This window comes from Bacillus sp. T17B1, from assembly GCF_026796395.1.
Classification (GTDB): domain Bacteria; phylum Bacillota; class Bacilli; order Bacillales; family Bacillaceae; genus Bacillus; species Bacillus spizizenii_A.
The window spans coordinates 109986-126144 of the sequence record NZ_JALAYA010000002.1; the positions used below are offsets into that span (position 1 = coordinate 109986).

The following is a 16159-nucleotide window of genomic DNA, read 5'->3' on the forward strand; positions in this document are numbered from 1 at the left end:
TTCTTGCACGTATACGTAGGGTGCAGAGCAAATGAAAGGAGGGATTCAGTTGAATCACAAGCCGAAAGCGCTGAAAAAGGGTGATACAGTCGGAGTAATCGCGCCTGCAAGCCCGCCGGATTCAAAAAAGCTTGACACCGCGCTTTTATTTTTAAAAGAGCTCGGACTGCAGGTGAAATTGGGCAAGGCACTGAAAAACCAGCACGGCTACTTAGCGGGACAGGATGATGAGCGGCTGGCTGATCTTCATGAGATGTTCAGAGACGAGGAGGTAAAAGCAGTGCTGTGCGCATGCGGGGGTTTTGGGACAGGACGTATCGCCGCTGGCATTGATTACAGCTTAATCCGCAAACATCCTAAAATCTTTTGGGGATACAGCGATATTACATTTTTACATACTGCCATCCATCAAAACACAGGTCTTGTCACCTTCCATGGCCCGATGCTCAGCTCAGATATTGGCCTCGACGACGTTCATCCGCTGACAAAAGCGTCGTATGAGCAGCTCTTCCAAGAGACAGAATTTACCTATACAGAAGAGCTTTCTCCGCTGACCGTGCTTGTTCCCGGAAAAGCGGAAGGCGAGCTTGTCGGAGGAAATCTCTCTTTACTGACATCTACGCTGGGCACGCCGTTTGAAATTGATACGAAAGGCAAGCTTCTGTTTTTTGAAGATATTGACGAGGAGCCATACCAAATTGACCGGATGCTGAATCAGCTGAAAATGGCAGGAAAGCTGACGGATGCAGCCGGAATTCTTGTTTGTGATTTTCACAACTGTGTCCCGGTGCAGAGGGAGAAATCATTGTCGCTTGAGCAGGTGCTTGATGACTATATTGTATCGGCCGGCAAGCCTGCTCTGAGAGGATTTAAAATCGGCCACTGCTCACCGAGTTTTGCCGTTCCGATCGGTGTGCGAGCTGCTATGAGTACTGCACAAAAAACAGTCGTCATCGGGGCGGGCGTCTCAGAAGGGGCGCTGAAGCCATGAAAATCACGCGAATAGAAACAAACCGAATCGCCGTACCGCTGACAAAGCCGTTTAGAACCGCGCTTCGCACTGTGCATACAGCTGAATCGGTCATCGTCAGGATCACTTATGACAGCGGTGCAATCGGATGGGGAGAAGCACCCCCGACGATCGTAATTACAGGAGACAGCATGGACAGCATTGAATGTGCAATTCACGATGTCTTGAAGCCGGCACTGCTTGGAAAAAGCCTGTCCGGCTGTGAGGCTATTCTGCATGACATACAGCATCTTCTTACAGGAAACCAGAGCGCTAAGGCGGCTGTGGAAATGGCGGTATACGACGGTTGGGCGCAGATGTGCGGACTGCCGCTTTATCAAATGCTCGGCGGATACCAAGATACGCTGGAAACAGATTATACCGTCAGTGTCAACTCACCTGAAGAGATGGCAGCGGATGCCGAGAATTATCTCAAACAAGGCTTTCAAACGTTGAAAATAAAGGTCGGGAAAGATGATATCGCAACAGATATCGCGCGTATCCAAGAAATCAGAAAACGTGTCGGGTCAGCCGTGAAACTTCGACTAGACGCCAATCAGGGGTGGACACCGAAGGAAGCGGTAACTGCTATTCGGAAAATGGAGGATGCCGGTCTTGGCATTGAGCTTGTCGAACAGCCTGTCCATAAAGATGATCTTGCTGGGCTTAAAAAGGTGACAGATGCGACATACACACTGATTATGGCTGATGAAAGTGTTTTTACGCCGCGGCAGGCGTTCGAAATTCTTCAAACCCGAAGCGCTGACTTGATTAATATTAAATTGATGAAAGCGGGCGGCATTAGCGGAGCAGAGAAAATCAATGCCATGGCTGAAGCGTGCGGAGTAGAGTGCATGGTCGGCAGCATGATCGAAACGAAGCTGGGCATTACGGCCGCGGCGCATTTTGCGGCAAGCAAAAGAAACATCACACGCTTTGATTTTGATGCGCCGCTGATGCTGAAAACAGATGTCATCAAAGGTGGCATAACATACAGCGGCAGCAAGATTGCGATGCCTGACAGACCAGGACTCGGAATCACTGGAGCTGCGCTTTTGAAAGGGGAAATAGAGCAATGATGCACACTGTCATATCAGCAGTGGCCAATATCTGGACAGCGCCTGATTCACCTCGTCCATCTGATCAAGCGATGCTTCGTCCTGCCGTATTGATCAGAGACTGGCTGGAGGGCATGACGTATGAGGAGCGGCTTGGATTATGTACAGATAATGTGATCCAAACTCAGGTTCTCTTTGGCGAAAAGGTACTGGTGACGGCGGAACAGGGTGAATGGGTTTCTGTAATCGTGCCGAGCCAGCCATCCCGAAAAGATCCACGCGGATATCCGGGCTGGATGAAAAAGAACCAGCTGAAAAAAACAAGTCCCATCCATACGCAAAAAGATGTCATGATCAGCAAACCTGCTGCTTTTTTGTACAAAAGAAATGGAGAAAAGGAGATCGAACTGAGCTTTTTGACAGTTCTTCCCCTCATTGCAGAAGAAAACGGATATTTTAAGGTTTCGACCGTTTTAGGGGAAAGGTTTGTGAAGCAAACTGATGCAGTGCCTGTTCGCGAACAGAAAGGGACTGCTGAAGACATTATTCAAACGGGGGCATTTTTTCTCGGGCTTCCCTACCTGTGGGGAGGGATCAGCGGGTTTGGGTTTGATTGCTCCGGGTTTATGTACAGTATATTTAAGGCCAATGGATACAGCATCCCCCGTGATGCAGGAGATCAGGCAAAGGCGGGGGAGGAAATCCCGCTTGATGATATGAAAGCCGGTGACCTGCTGTTTTTCGCTTATGAGGAAGGAAAAGGTGCGATTCACCACGTCGGTCTGTCCGTCGGCGACGGAAAAATGCTTCATTCTCCAAAGACGGGAAAATCAATTGAAATCCTTACATTAAAAGAGACAATCTATGAAAAAGAACGATGTGCGGTGCGCCGCTGTTTTTCAGAATAAGGAGGGAGACAAATGACGCCACTGCCTTTGTTAGAAGTCAGCCAGCTGAAAATGCATTTTGACGCAGGAAAAAAGCGGACAGTCAAAGCCGTCGACGGGGTCACCTTTCAGATTCATGAAGGAGAAACGTTTGGTTTAGTCGGTGAATCAGGGTGCGGGAAATCAACCTTGGGGAGAGTGCTGATGCGCCTTTATCAGCCAACAGAAGGAAGTGTGAAATACCGCGGCACCAACCTCCACTCACTGAGTGAGAAAGAGCAGTTTGCCTTTAACCGCAAACTGCAAATGATTTTTCAGGATCCTTATGCTTCGCTGAACCCGCGCATGACCGTTCGAGAAATCATTTTGGAGCCGATGGAAATTCACAACCTTTACAATACCCACAAAGCGCGGCTTCTCGTCGTGGACGAGCTGCTTGATGCAGTGGGTCTTCACCCTGATTTTGGCAGCCGTTACCCCCATGAATTCAGCGGCGGACAGAGACAAAGAATCGGGATTGCCAGAGCACTGTCGCTGAATCCTGAATGTATCGTGGCAGACGAACCGATTTCTGCACTTGATGTCTCGGTTCAAGCGCAGGTGGTGAATCTGTTGAAGCGGCTTCAAAAAGAGAAAGGACTCACGTTTTTATTTATTGCGCATGACCTTTCGATGGTGAAGCATATCAGTGATAGGATCGGTGTTATGTACTTAGGGCACATGATGGAAATTACAGAGAGCGGCACCTTGTATCGCGAACCGCTGCATCCCTATACAAAGGCGCTTTTGTCCTCGATTCCGATTCCTGACCCTGAATTGGAGGACAAGCGTGAGCGGATCCTCTTAAAAGGGGAGCTGCCGAGCCCGGTTAATCCGCCGAGCGGCTGCGTGTTTCGGACCCGCTGTCCGGAGGCGATGCCTGAATGCGGGGAATCCCGTCCCCACCTTCAGGAAATTGAAGCAGGCCGATTTGTCGCCTGCCATTTGTATCGAAATGCTGAGACGACAGAAAAGGTGAGATAATCAAAGAAAGACTGGCTCCGTCGCCAGTCTTTGCTTTTATAATTGATGTAAAAATTTCACACAAACGGGATAAGGGACAGAGACAGTTGATGGAAGCACTGTCAATCGGCCGGTTTCTTTGTCTCTTTCAAACAGGACAAGGTTGCCTGTTTCTTCATTTGAAGCGATAAGGAATCCTTCCGTTGGATCAAATACAAAGTCACGAGGCCAGTTTCCTTCTGTCGAAACTCTTTCCACGAAAGACAGCTCGCCTGAATATTGATTCACTTCGAATACAGCGATACTGTCATGGCCGCGGTTTGCAACGTAAACAAAACGGCCGTCCTGTGTGACATGAATGGCGCTTCCCTGGCTGTTATCTGTAAAATCATCAGGGATGGCAGAGACGGCTTGGATTTCTGTAAATTCGCCGGCTGTCGGATTGTATTCAAGCGCAATCACTTCATTGCTTAATTCTGTCATCACATAAGCGTATTTTTCTTTTGGATGAAAAGCGATATGGCGAGGTCCTGCGCCGGGAGCGAAGGAATGGCTTCCTGATTCAGCCAATACGCCGTTTTTCAGCTTATAGGTGTACAGCTTATCTGTACCTAAATCAACCGCTACCACATAATTGTGTTCAGGTGTGAACCCCGCATAGTGTGTATGCGGTTTTTCTTGTCTTTCGTGCGGTCCTTTTCCTGTGTGAGCGGCTTCTGAAGCAGGTGATTGCAAGCTTCCATCTTCCTGAACCGGAAAAGCGTGCACCTTCCCACTGTGATAATTGGCAGTCAGTACGAACTGATTTTGATCATCGATGCTTACGTGGCATGGCGATGGCCCATCAATTAACTGACGATTCAGAAATGTTAATTCGCCGCTGTTTTTATCGATTTGATAGGCAGCAACTCCGCCTTGGCCGTCTGCTTTTTCAATTGAATAAAGAATGGTGTTGTCTTTATTCGGCGCTAAATATGTCGGGTTGCCCAGCTTAGCGGCAAGCTTTGGCTGGCTGAGCGTTTTATTCTCAGTATCAAGCTCAAATGAATAGATCCCTTCGCTTCCGCCTTTTGTATAAGTTCCGACATATCCTATGTACTTTGTCATGCGATTTCCCCCTTAAAATGATGTCATCTCTATATTAACGTATCTTGATAAAATAAGCTGTTCAAAACATGAAAAAGGGGGATTTCTTCACTCGCCGCGGATCAACGGCAGCGTACAGCATCTGAAGGAGCCGCCTGATTTAATAATTTCTGATAGGTCAATTTCGATGATATGATAGCCTCTTTTCGATAGCTGTTGATTGACATGGCGGTTGCAAGGGAGGCTGATAATCGTTTTTCTCCCGATTGAAAGCACATTGGTGCCAAGCGTAAATTGTTCGTCCTCGGGCACTTCAATGAGATCGTAACGTTTTGCAAGCATATGAACTGCCTCTGGCTGAAGGGCATTAGGATAAATTAACGCTTCGGTTTCAGATACGATGTTAAATACGCAGTCCAAATGAAGAAATTTTTCATGCAGCTGCACTGGAACGACTGTATATTCAGGTAGCTCCTCTTTTAGCTGGCCGATGGCTGACATGTCGGTGCGCTGGCTGATACCGACGTAGACGATATCCTTATCAATAATGACGTCACCGCCTTCGATGCTCGTATTAAGCATACGGGTATAAGAAATGCCTTGCCTGTGAAATAGATCTTTTATGATGGCTTCTTCCCCTTGGCGAATCGGTTCAGTCATGCTTGAGAGGAAGGCTTTTTTTCCTATGACAAACCCTATGTCCCTAGTGAAGACCTGCTCAGGGAGCCCGTCACGAGCTGGCAAAAGAATGACTTCAATGTTGTGTGACCTGAGTGCTTGAACAAAGCGCCTGTGCTGATCGGCAGCGGTTTTGACATGAATATTGTCATCTTCAAAATGTTTTTGGGTTTCGTTTATGACATCTTTTATGGTCATGTGCTCGGGACTGCATAAAACGACTTTCTGAAGTGTGCCGTATTCCGTTCGGCATACGGTTTTGTGCTGGTGTTTCGGGATGGATACGTCCATTTGTTTTTTCCTCCTGATCGTGTGAGAATACATTTATTATTTCCTCATCGTGAAAATCATTAAACCTTTTATAAAGAGAGAAATCCTGACAGACAAAGTATTTTAAATTTTAGACAAATGGCAGAGAATATTGTTTAATAGGAGAATATGCGTGCATTTAACTAAACGATCAGACATCAAAGGGGAGAAAGATATGGAAACACCGGAAACAAGATTTTGTAAAGAGTCAAAGGTTGTAAAAACCAGCAGGGTGTTCCCGCTTGATACAAACAACCATAATACGCTGTTTGGCGGAAAATTAATGAGCTACATCGACGACATTGCTTCTATTTCTGCGGCTCGCCATTGCAGACGCGAAACAGTAACTGCTTCGATGGATTCTGTCGATTTTTTGAAGCCAATCGGGCAACAGGATTCTGTTTGCTTGGAGTCATATGTGACATGGGTCGGCACATCTTCTATGGAGGTGTTTGTAAAAGTCATTAAGGAGCACCTGATGACTGGCGAAAGGGAGCTCGCTGCGACATCCTTTTTGACATTTGTCGCATTAGATTCAAATGGCAAGCCGGTGCCTGTACCGAGAGTTGTACCGGAAACAGAAGAAGAAATCATGCTGCATAATACAGCGGTTCAGCGCGCCAATGAACGAAAGAACCGCAAAAAACACAGCCAGGCGCTTGCAAATGCGCTCGGAACTGAAAAGCCTTGGTAAACATTACACCCAAAACGTATGTTGTTTTGGGTTTTTTTGTGCTCTTCTTCTTTCCGATGGGGATATACAATGGTTAGTCCGTTTTTGCTAGGAGATTCTCTAAAAAAGCAACAATTGTCACGGTAAATTGATAATTTTATGACAACTTTATTAAAGATTCATTTAAGATATATCTTTTATTTATGAGATCATGTAAATTAAAGATATATTATAAATACATCTTTTTGAAAGGATTGTATACAATGTTACATAATAAAACAATCAAAATCATTAAAAGCACTGTACCCGTATTACAACAGCATGGAGAAACCATCACTGGCCGTTTTTACGATCTGATGTTTCAAAACCATCCCGAGCTCTTGAATATTTTTAATCAAACCAACCAAAAGAAGAATACGCAGCGCACTGCACTTGCAAATGCCGTTATCGCAGCTGCGGCGAATATTGACCAGCTTGGAAAAATCATTCCAATCGTCAAACAAATCGGCCATAAGCACCGCAGTATTGGAATTAAGGCTGAACATTACCCGATCGTTGGAAAATATTTGATGCTTGCGATTAAAGACGTTCTGGGAGAGACTGCGACACCTGTCATTATGCAGGCATGGGAGAAAGCGTACGGAGTAATCGCTGACGTGTTCATTGAAATTGAAAAAGAAATGTATGAGCAGGCGGAGCAGCAAAGTGGCGGCTGGAAGGAGTATAAGCCGTGCGTCATCGCAAAAAAAGTACGGGAAAGCACAGAAATTACATCTTTCTATCTGAAGCCGGAAGACGGCAAGCCGTTACCTGATTTTCAAGCAGGGCAGTATATCAGCATTAAAGTGCAGATTCCTGATTCTGAATATACGCAAATCCGTCAATACAGCCTGTCAGATATGCCGGGAAAAGACTATTATCGAATCTCAGTGAAGAAAGACGGTGTCGTGTCTTCCTACTTACACGATGGACTGGATGAGGGAGATTCAGTAGAGATCAGCGCACCGGCAGGGGGCTTTGTTTTAGATGCTTCATCACAAAAAGATCTCGTTCTGATCAGTGCCGGAGTTGGCATTACACCAATGATCAGCATGCTGAAAACGTCTGTTTCCAAGCAGCCTGAACGGCAGATTCTGTTCATTCATGCCGCGAAAAACAGTGAGTATCACGCATTGCGCCATGAGGTGGAAGAAGCGGCAAACCATTTTCCTCTCAAGATAGCATTTGTGTATCGCGAGCCGACAGAGGAGGACCGTGCAGGTGATCTTCAATTTCACGAAGGACAGATTGACCAGCAGTTTCTAAAAAAACTAATTGCCAATACAGGTGCGGATTATTATATTTGCGGCTCACAGTCATTTATTACAACAATGCATAAACTTGTCTCAAACCTTGGATCAACGCCGGAATCTATCCATTATGAGCTGTTTGGCCCGCAATTAAGCATGGCACAGCCCGTTTGATATCACATACATGAAACTCTTCTTCTTTCAGAGAAGAGTGTTTTATTGAAATAGAAGAAGGCGGACAACGCCTTCTTCTACATCCGGACAATTACTGACCCGCCTCCGCCGCTGGTGCATACATGGTTTTGCTGTTCTTGCATCGTTCTCAGCAATTCATTGTTTATCTCAATCGCTCTAATTAATTGCTCCATTTTCAGTTCTAAACCGGCAAGCCTATCAATTGTCTGCTGTTGCTGATAGCCTACGGGATGCGAAGCTGATGGTACATCATAGGGCCAATGGGGATTCGTCTTCTGATTCTTCATACTGTGCCTCCATTCTATGTTGCTTACAATTATGGTATGTGCCTAAGTAATACACGTTCGCCTATTTATAACACTGAAAATAGGTGCGATGTATAGCACTTCTGTCTCTGGGCAAAATAGGCTCACTATGACTAGCATGATGGAGGTAAAGATCAGTGTTATGGATGATATGGGCATTTTTACTGAAGCCAGTTATCGTATTTTCGATTGCGTATATTCTGTTTCGGCTTGCCGGTAAAAAAGCTGTGTCACAAATGAACAATTTTGATCTGCTTTTAACCTTCGCAATCGGAACCATTATCAGTGAGCCGATTCTTACATCCAGGCTGCCGATGTCCATTTATTACGCAGGCTCTTTTTTGGTGCTTTATCTTCTGATGAGCAAGCTCTCTCTTTCTAATAAATGGCGCTGGTTGCTGGTCGTAAGCCCGACTGTCTTAATCCGAAACGGGGATATTGATGAACGCGGACTGCGTAAAGAAAGGCTGACGGTTAATGAACTGCTTGGAAAACTAAGGGAAAAGGGTTATGCCGATCCGGCTGACATTGATCTTGCCATCATTGAAGAAACGGGGGAAGTAAGCGTTATCCCAAAAGAAGAAGCGAGAGCGGTTCAGGTGCGGGATTTGAATATGGAAGCTGAACGGAATTTTATCCCGATTCCTCTCATACTGGACGGCGAAATCCTTGATCATAACTTGAAATACCTCCAAAAAAACCGAACCTGGCTGTTTGAGAAGCTTGAGGAAAAAGGATACAGCCCTAAACTGCTCTCCTCGATCACGCTTTGTACGACAAATGCCCGGGGTGATATACTGCTTGATTTACATACCTCAAACGAACCGAGGCATGATCCTTATTTATATAAACCGGGAAATAACAATTAAGATTGCTCTCTATTTTTAACGAGAGCTTTTTTCTTTTTTAAAGGGAATTTTTGTTTGGTGTCTAATGTACCTAGTTAGGAGGGGAACTGAACATGAGGGACTTATTCATTAGAAACGACATGGCACCGACGGTCAGTCTGTTGTATTCCGCAGTGGAAGAAAACAGTCTCCGTCTGACTTCTATCGTAAGTCACATGACACACAATGAACTTTACTATAAGGGGCGCTGCCAAACAAAGAACTGCATTGCTCAGCTTTTGCACCATCTCACAAATGTAGATATCAGATGGGTCTGGCGTATCAAGGAAAATCGGATACCAGATCATATTGAAGAGGTATACGGCCCGATGACAGATGATAGCGGACGGCTGTCTGAACCGGAGAATCAGCCCGGATTAGATGACCTCTTGAAAAGACATCGGCATGTGGTAAATGAGCTGAAATTGGTATGTTACACCTTAACTGAAAATGATTTGCATCAGCCGCTTTCTTACGATGATGACACCGCGACCATACGGTGGGGCATTTGGCATATGGCGGATCATAACCGCTATCATCAAGCACATATCGAAGCCCTCAAAAAAGAATGGAAGCAGGATGTGGCGAAATATGAGCGCTAAAACGAAGCTTGTGACCGATCGAATTCGTTTGCGCTGTATGGAAGATTGTGATCAAGCCTCTTTGTTTGAACTTTTTAACGATCCTGACGTCATGAAATATTATTCCGGTTTAAAAGATAAGAGGCAAACCCGCGAGTGGATCAGTTGGAACAAAAGAAATGAAAAAGGGTACGGCGTCAGTCTGTGGATCGCCGAAGATAAGCGGACAGGGGACTTTTTAGGGCAATGCGGCATTGTTCCTCAGCAGGTCGAAAATCAAACAGTAATGGAAATCGGCTATATGTTTGCCCGCCGCCACTGGGGGAACGGCTATGCGCAAGAAGCGGCTCGAGCCTGCCTGGACTATGGCTTCAACGCGCGGCAGTTCGGCACAATTGCGGCTTTGATTGACCCTAATAACAAAGCGTCCATACGAGTAGCGGAGAAAATCGGCATGATTTATGATAGAACGATTAAAAAATGGAATAAACCAATCGCAGTATATGAAAGAAAATCTTACAATTGAAAGAAAGAACCAAGTTATAGTATCATGATGTAAGGTAACGTTTTCTAGGGTTCCGCGTGTCAATGGACATGGCCTGGTCCGAGAGAAAACACATACGCGTAAATAGAGGCGTGTATGCACACGGAGGGAAAAAAGCCCGGGAGAGTCAATCTCATGAGAGACGACTGTCCGGGGTTTTTTTGTTTTCGGGGAATCTTACTGGAAAGAAAGGAATGACTTGAAATGAAATGGGGATTAGTCGTGCTTGCCGCCGTTTTTGAGGTTGTTTGGGTGGTAGGCTTAAAGCATGCTGACTCAGTTTTAACATGGAGCGGCACTGCCATCGGCATTATAGTCAGCTTTTATCTTTTAATGAAGGCGACAAACAGTCTGCCTGTCGGAACCGTGTATGCCGTCTTTACCGGACTTGGCACGGCAGGAACAGTACTGAGTGAAATCATTCTGTTTCATGAGCCGGTTGGATGGCCGAAGCTTTTGTTAATCGGCGTGCTCTTAGTCGGTGTCATCGGGTTGAAGCTTGTGACACAGGATGAGACAGAGGAAAAAGGAGGCGAGGCATAATGCTGCACTGGATCAGTTTATTGTGCGCAGGCTGTTTGGAGATGGCCGGCGTGGCCCTTATGAATCAATATGCGAAGGAAAAAAGCGTGAAATGGGTGCTGTTGATCATTGTTGGTTTTGCCGCTTCATTTTCCTTGCTGTCGTATGCAATGGAAACCATTCCAATGGGCACGGCTTACGCTGTCTGGACAGGTATTGGCACCGCCGGCGGAGCGCTTGTCGGTATCCTCTTTTACAAGGAGCCGAAGGACGCTAAACGCATCTTTTTTATCGCTTTGATTTTATGTTCAGCCGTTGGTTTAAAAATTCTGTCATAAATTGATTTTTATCAAATCTTCAGTATAATGGATAAATAGTTTAGACTTACAAAGATAAGAGGGATTATTCATGAAATCATATATGACACAGCGGTTGAACGAATACCGTGATGGAAATGAGGATAAAGGGCGTCTTTTGGTAAGCTGTCCCGATCAGCCGGGTATCGTCTCTGCGGTTTCCGCGTTTTTATTTGAACACGGCGCCAATATTATAGAATCCAATCAATATACGACAGACCCTGAAGGCGGCCGATTCTTCCTGAGAATCGAATTCGACTGCGAGGGCATTCGTGAGAAAAAAGAAACACTGCAGGATGCGTTTGCGTCTGTTGCGGAAACATTCGACATGACATGGAGTTTAACATTAGCAAACGAGCTGAAGCGTGTCGCCATTTTTGTCTCAAAGGAGCTTCACTGCCTGCATGAGCTGATTTGGGAATGGCAAACCGGCAACCTTATGGCGGAAATTGCTGTTGTCATCAGCAACCATGAGGAAGCGAGAGAACTGGTTGAACGGCTGAACATTCCATTCCACTATATGAAAGCAAACAAAGACATCAGAGCGGAAGTCGAAAAGAAGCAGCTTGAACTGCTTGAGCAATATGAGATTGATACGATCGTGCTTGCGCGCTATATGCAGATCTTAACCCCTGACTTTGTTTCGGCTCATCCGAATCGCATCATTAATATTCACCACTCGTTCCTGCCTGCTTTTATCGGTGCGAATCCGTACAAACGGGCTTACGAGCGAGGCGTGAAACTGATCGGAGCGACATCTCACTATGTCACAAACGATCTTGATGAAGGGCCGATCATTGAACAGGATATTGAGCGCGTGGACCACCGTGACAATACGGAAGCGCTAAAAAACATTGGAAGAACAATTGAACGCAGCGTGCTTGCCCGTGCTGTAAAATGGCATTTGGAAGACCGCGTCATCGTTCACGAAAATAAAACAATCGTCTTTAATTAGACTGCAAGATGCCCGCGCCATGCGGGCTCTTTTTGGTCACAAAAAACCTTGACAAGTGTCCTTTTTCTTTGCATAATATAAAAAAATCATTGAGCGTTGAAGAGGATTAGTAAGCAGACCTTTCTGTGACAGAGAGCAAAATGAATCGCTGAAACATTTTGCCGCATGAAACCTGCCGAACCTGCCTTGGAGTCTTAGGGGGAAAACCTAGGCGCGTAACCTGGCGTTACAGGAAAGCGGAACGTGCATAAGCGCGTTCAATCAAGGTGGTACCACGGAAACCCATTTCGTCCTTATGAATCAGGATGAAATGGGTTTTTTTATTGTAAGTTGGCTGGCAAAAAGCCGTGGAGGAGAATAAATGAAAAAACAAAGAATAGTAGTGAAAATAGGAAGCAGTTCGCTCACGAATAGCAACGGAAGCATTGATGAGGGAAAAATCAGTGAGCATGTTCAAGCCATTTCTCTGTTAAAGAAAGCGGGACATGAAATGATTCTGATTACCTCGGGAGCCGTAGCGGCGGGGTTTTCCCGCCTCGGTTATCCGTCCCGCCCCGTTACCATCAAAGGAAAGCAGGCGGCGGCCGCGGTTGGGCAAACACTGTTAATGCAGCAATATATGAATCAATTCAAACAATACTCTCTGACTCCGGGACAAATCCTTTTAACGAGAAATGATTTTTCGAAAAGAGAACGGTATCGAAACGCGTATGCAACGATATTGGAATTACTGGAACGCGGCGTCATTCCGATTATCAATGAAAATGATTCTACATCTGTTGAAGAATTGACATTCGGGGATAATGACATGCTTTCTGCGTTAGTCAGCGGATTGATTCATGCGGATCAGCTTATGATTCTCACTGACATTAACGGGCTGTATGATGCCAATCCGAATGAAAATCCTGAGGCGAAACGATTTGATTATCTGCCGGAGATCACGCCTGAATTACTGGGATATGCGGGCTCAGCCGGATCAAAGGTCGGCACCGGTGGTATGAAATCAAAGCTGTTAGCCGCACAAACTGCGCTGTCTCTTGGAGTGAAAGTGTTTATTGGAACAGGCAGCGGAGAGCAAAAGCTTGCGGAGATTTTAGACGGCAGGGGAGACGGCACTTATATCGGCGACAAAGAATTATCCTCTGTTAACAACACGAGACAGTGGATTCAGTTCCATTCGCCAATAGCAGGAGAGATCCTCATTGATGCGGGTGCCGAGGAGGCAATGATCCATAACGGAAGCAGCCTGCTGCCAGCTGGCGTAGTGGGCGTAAATGGAAGCTTTTCGAAAGGGGCGGTCGTGGAAGTCAGGGGACCGGGCGGCGTGATCGGCAAAGGCCAAACTCATTACTCCTCCGAGGAGATTATGGAGGTCAAAGGCAAACGAAGTAATGAACTTGATTTTGAGAGAACGTTTGAGGTTATTCATAGGAATGACTGGGTCAATTTAAAAGACTGGGAGGCAGAAAAATGAGTGAAGTTTCTGTAAAAGCGAAGCTGGCGAAAGAAGCAGCAGCCGAAATGATCATGAAAACAACGGTCGAGAAGGATGAGGCGCTCAGTCTCATTGCAAACGGACTCCGCAACGAACTGGACTTTCTCTTGTCGGAGAATGCAAAAGACATTGAGAACGGAAAAGAACATGGTTTAACACCGGATGTCATTGACCGTCTCACGCTGGATGAGAAACGCATTCGTGACATTGCGGACGCGGTAGAGCTCTTAATCGACTTGGCTGATCCGGTCGGCGAATCTCTTGAAACGATTCAAAAGGAAAACGGCCTGTTTATTGAAAAAGTCCGTGTGCCGCTCGGTGTCGTTGGAATGATTTATGAGGCGAGGCCAAACGTCACAGTTGATGCGGCTACCCTTTGCCTGAAGACAGGGAACGCGGTTGTCCTGCGGGGGAGCTCCTCAGCCATTCACAGCAATAAAGCACTCGTCAATGTTATTCACAGAGCACTCGAGCAATCAGCGCTTCCGATCAACGCTGTGCAGCTGATTGAGGATACGAGCAGAGAGACAGCAAAAGAGCTCTTTACATTAAATGATGGCTTAGACGTATTGATTCCGCGCGGAGGCAAGAAATTGATTGATCTCGTTGTCAGAGAATCAACAGTGCCTGTACTAGAAACCGGAGCAGGAAACTGCCACATCTTTATTGACGAAACGGCCAAACCCCAAATGGCAGAAAAGGTTGTTGTAAATGCCAAAACGCAGCGCCCTTCCGTATGCAACGCGATTGAATCACTGCTAATCCACAAAGCATGGGCGAAGCAACACGGGAAAGAATTGCTGGCTCAGCTGGAAAACGCAGGAGTTGACATTCGCGGTGATGAATTTGTATGTGAACTTCATCCTTCAAGCAAACAAGCAACAGAAGAAGATTGGGAAACTGAATTTTTAGCGCCTGTCATTAGCGTAAAGACGGTTGAGAACATCCAAGAAGCTGTGAAGCATATCCAACATTACGGCACCAATCATTCTGAAGCAATTTTAACTGAAGATAACAAGAATGCCGCTTATTTTCAAACGGCTGTCGATGCTGCCGCAGTCTATCATAATGCGTCAACCCGTTTTACCGATGGATTTGAATTCGGCTACGGAGCCGAAATCGGCATCAGCACACAAAAGCTTCATGCAAGAGGGCCGATGGGACTTCCAGCACTGACTTCTACAAAATACATCATTAAAGGAACAGGGCAAATCCGCGAATAGCGGGCAATGTTCGATGAAAAAGCTTATCTCGTAACGGGATAAGCTTTTTTTTGCGTATTTAAAAATTGACACTGCAAATTATATTGTGTACAATTTAATTGTATAAAATATATTTTTGGGGGATACAAAAGTGAGTAAACCATTATTTACAGCGACTGTTTCAGCGGTAGGGGGAAGAGAAGGAAAGGTGATTTCATCAGACCGCGTTCTTGAGCTCGATGTTGCAATGCCGGGGACACCGAGAGCAAAAAAATTAGAAAAAGCGACAAATCCAGAGCAGCTGTTTGCGGCAGGTTACGCAGCTTGCTTTGACAGCGCACTTCAGCTTGTAGCAAGAACAGAACGAGTCAAAGTGGAGACAGAGGTTACAGCGCATGTCAGCCTGTTAAAGGATGAAGCAGATCAAGGCTACAAACTGGGTGTGACGCTGCAGGTGAAAGGAAAAGGAGTCAGTGCATCAGAATTACAGGCACTTATGCAAAAAGCGCACGGCGTCTGCCCGTATTCAAAAGCAACCTCTGGAAATATCGATGTTACGCTTGAAGTAGCTGAATAGAAGAAAAAAAGAGGATACCCCGTATAAGGTATCCTCAATTTTCTTGATGAAGTGTTTCCAGCAATGTATATAGAGCGGATTTTAACTGTTTCAGATTCTCTCCGGACTGATTTGAAAGCCCCAGAATCGTCTCCGGAATGTCAGCCGCTTTTTCTTTCAGTAGCTCACCGTCCTCTGTCAGGCTGATCAACACAGACCGCTCATCCTCTTCAGATCTTTTTCTCGTAATCAAACCCTGCTGTTCCATTCTCTTTAGCATCGGAGTAAGTGTTCCCGAATCTAAATACAGCAGCTCGCCCATTTTTTTGACAGTTAGCGTTTCGTGCTCCCATAACAAAAGCAAAACCAAATACTGAGGGTACGTCACATTTAGCTTTTCAAGCAGCGGCTTGTATTGCTTTGTCATTTCCCGCGAACTCGCATAAAGCAAAAAACATAGCTGATTCTCCAATTTCATATGGTCAAATTCATTTTTCATCTTGTTCACCAACTCTTTCTGACATTCCATTCTATTGTATCTGAAAAACATCACTTTTCCTATTATCGCAA

At 45.7% G+C, this 16159-nt stretch carries 19 protein-coding genes, 1 riboswitch and 1 other annotated feature; of the genes, 15 read left to right on the forward strand and 4 right to left on the reverse strand.

Annotation, left to right across the window (positions count from 1 at the left end):
• Positions 1–31: 31 nt before the first annotated feature.
• The 4 genes from MOF34_RS01810 to MOF34_RS01825 are packed head-to-tail and all read left to right on the forward strand — an operon-like array spanning position 32 to position 3977.
• Positions 32–991 carry a S66 peptidase family protein gene (locus tag MOF34_RS01810; protein WP_268398187.1) on the forward strand — a complete coding sequence of 320 codons (960 nt, stop codon included), beginning with the start codon at positions 32–34 and terminating at the stop codon, positions 989–991.
• Positions 988–2088, forward strand: coding sequence for an L-Ala-D/L-Glu epimerase (ykfB, locus tag MOF34_RS01815; RefSeq protein WP_268398189.1), 1101 nt, complete (start codon positions 988–990; stop codon positions 2086–2088). Before MOF34_RS01810 ends, ykfB begins: the two co-directional genes overlap by 4 nt.
• Complete coding sequence (locus tag MOF34_RS01820; protein ID WP_019714126.1) at positions 2085–2975, forward strand: C40 family peptidase; 891 nt, start codon at positions 2085–2087, stop codon at positions 2973–2975. The genes ykfB and MOF34_RS01820 overlap by 4 nt, the downstream gene beginning before the upstream one ends.
• A gap of 12 nt (positions 2976–2987) precedes the next feature.
• On the forward strand, positions 2988–3977 hold the full coding sequence (locus MOF34_RS01825) for an ABC transporter ATP-binding protein (protein WP_268398190.1): 990 nt from the start codon (positions 2988–2990) through the stop codon (positions 3975–3977).
• A 36-nt stretch (positions 3978–4013) separates the two neighbouring features.
• Here the strand turns inward: MOF34_RS01825 and pgl are convergent, their stop codons facing one another.
• Both pgl and MOF34_RS01835 read right to left on the reverse strand, forming a co-directional pair.
• The gene (pgl, locus tag MOF34_RS01830; RefSeq protein ID WP_268398192.1) at positions 4014–5063 is read right to left on the reverse strand and encodes a 6-phosphogluconolactonase; all 1050 of its coding nucleotides are present in this window, start codon (positions 5061–5063) and stop codon (positions 4014–4016) included.
• Between the two features lie 87 nt (positions 5064–5150).
• A complete protein-coding gene (locus MOF34_RS01835) occupies positions 5151–6011 on the reverse strand; it encodes a dimethylarginine dimethylaminohydrolase family protein (RefSeq protein WP_268398193.1) in 861 nt (286 codons plus the stop codon).
• Between the two features lie 193 nt (positions 6012–6204).
• On the opposite strand from MOF34_RS01835, the gene MOF34_RS01840 reads away from it, so the two are divergent.
• On the forward strand, positions 6205–6723 hold the full coding sequence (locus MOF34_RS01840) for an acyl-CoA thioesterase (protein WP_268398233.1): 519 nt from the start codon (positions 6205–6207) through the stop codon (positions 6721–6723).
• A 242-nt stretch (positions 6724–6965) separates the two neighbouring features.
• Positions 6966–8165 carry an NO-inducible flavohemoprotein gene (gene hmpA, locus MOF34_RS01845; RefSeq protein WP_268398194.1) on the forward strand — a complete coding sequence of 400 codons (1200 nt, stop codon included), beginning with the start codon at positions 6966–6968 and terminating at the stop codon, positions 8163–8165.
• A gap of 77 nt (positions 8166–8242) precedes the next feature.
• Here hmpA and MOF34_RS01850 read toward each other — a convergent pair whose 3' ends face one another.
• Complete coding sequence (locus MOF34_RS01850; protein WP_019714132.1) at positions 8243–8473, reverse strand: hypothetical protein; 231 nt, start codon at positions 8471–8473, stop codon at positions 8243–8245.
• 155 nt (positions 8474–8628) lie between these two features.
• Between MOF34_RS01850 and MOF34_RS01855 the strand changes: the two genes are divergently transcribed.
• The 9 genes from MOF34_RS01855 to MOF34_RS01895 all read left to right on the forward strand — a co-directional run bounded on the left by MOF34_RS01855 (position 8629) and on the right by MOF34_RS01895 (position 15610).
• Entirely contained in the window at positions 8629–9360 is a 732-nt protein-coding gene (locus MOF34_RS01855) for a DUF421 domain-containing protein (RefSeq protein WP_019714133.1), read from the forward strand.
• Positions 9361–9452: 92 nt separating this feature from the next.
• On the forward strand, positions 9453–9980 hold the full coding sequence (locus MOF34_RS01860; RefSeq protein ID WP_019714134.1) for a DinB family protein: 528 nt from the start codon (positions 9453–9455) through the stop codon (positions 9978–9980).
• Positions 9970–10485 carry a GNAT family N-acetyltransferase gene (locus MOF34_RS01865; RefSeq protein ID WP_032728172.1) on the forward strand — a complete coding sequence of 172 codons (516 nt, stop codon included), beginning with the start codon at positions 9970–9972 and terminating at the stop codon, positions 10483–10485. Before MOF34_RS01860 ends, MOF34_RS01865 begins: the two co-directional genes overlap by 11 nt.
• A 33-nt stretch (positions 10486–10518) precedes the next feature.
• Positions 10519–10630: riboswitch (guanidine-I (ykkC/yxkD leader) on the forward strand.
• Positions 10631–10707: 77 nt separating this feature from the next.
• Positions 10708–11046, forward strand: coding sequence for a multidrug efflux SMR transporter subunit YkkC (ykkC, locus tag MOF34_RS01870; RefSeq protein ID WP_268398195.1), 339 nt, complete (start codon positions 10708–10710; stop codon positions 11044–11046).
• On the forward strand, positions 11046–11363 hold the full coding sequence (gene ykkD, locus MOF34_RS01875) for a multidrug efflux SMR transporter subunit YkkD (RefSeq protein ID WP_003218500.1): 318 nt from the start codon (positions 11046–11048) through the stop codon (positions 11361–11363). The genes ykkC and ykkD overlap by 1 nt, the downstream gene beginning before the upstream one ends.
• 70 nt (positions 11364–11433) lie before the next feature.
• A complete protein-coding gene (gene purU, locus MOF34_RS01880) occupies positions 11434–12336 on the forward strand; it encodes a formyltetrahydrofolate deformylase (RefSeq protein ID WP_019714137.1) in 903 nt (300 codons plus the stop codon).
• Between the two features lie 87 nt (positions 12337–12423).
• Positions 12424–12634 (forward strand) — a binding site (T-box leader).
• A 63-nt stretch (positions 12635–12697) separates the two neighbouring features.
• A complete protein-coding gene (gene proB, locus MOF34_RS01885; RefSeq protein WP_268398196.1) occupies positions 12698–13810 on the forward strand; it encodes a glutamate 5-kinase in 1113 nt (370 codons plus the stop codon).
• Entirely contained in the window at positions 13807–15054 is a 1248-nt protein-coding gene (gene proA, locus MOF34_RS01890) for a glutamate-5-semialdehyde dehydrogenase (RefSeq protein WP_268398198.1), read from the forward strand. The genes proB and proA overlap by 4 nt, the downstream gene beginning before the upstream one ends.
• A gap of 130 nt (positions 15055–15184) precedes the next feature.
• Positions 15185–15610: an organic hydroperoxide resistance protein gene (locus MOF34_RS01895; RefSeq protein WP_268398200.1), complete on the forward strand. Its 426-nt coding sequence runs from the start codon at positions 15185–15187 to the stop codon at positions 15608–15610.
• Between the two features lie 34 nt (positions 15611–15644).
• Here MOF34_RS01895 and MOF34_RS01900 read toward each other — a convergent pair whose 3' ends face one another.
• Entirely contained in the window at positions 15645–16088 is a 444-nt protein-coding gene (locus MOF34_RS01900) for a MarR family transcriptional regulator (RefSeq protein ID WP_268398201.1), read from the reverse strand.
• Positions 16089–16159 lie beyond the last annotated feature (71 nt).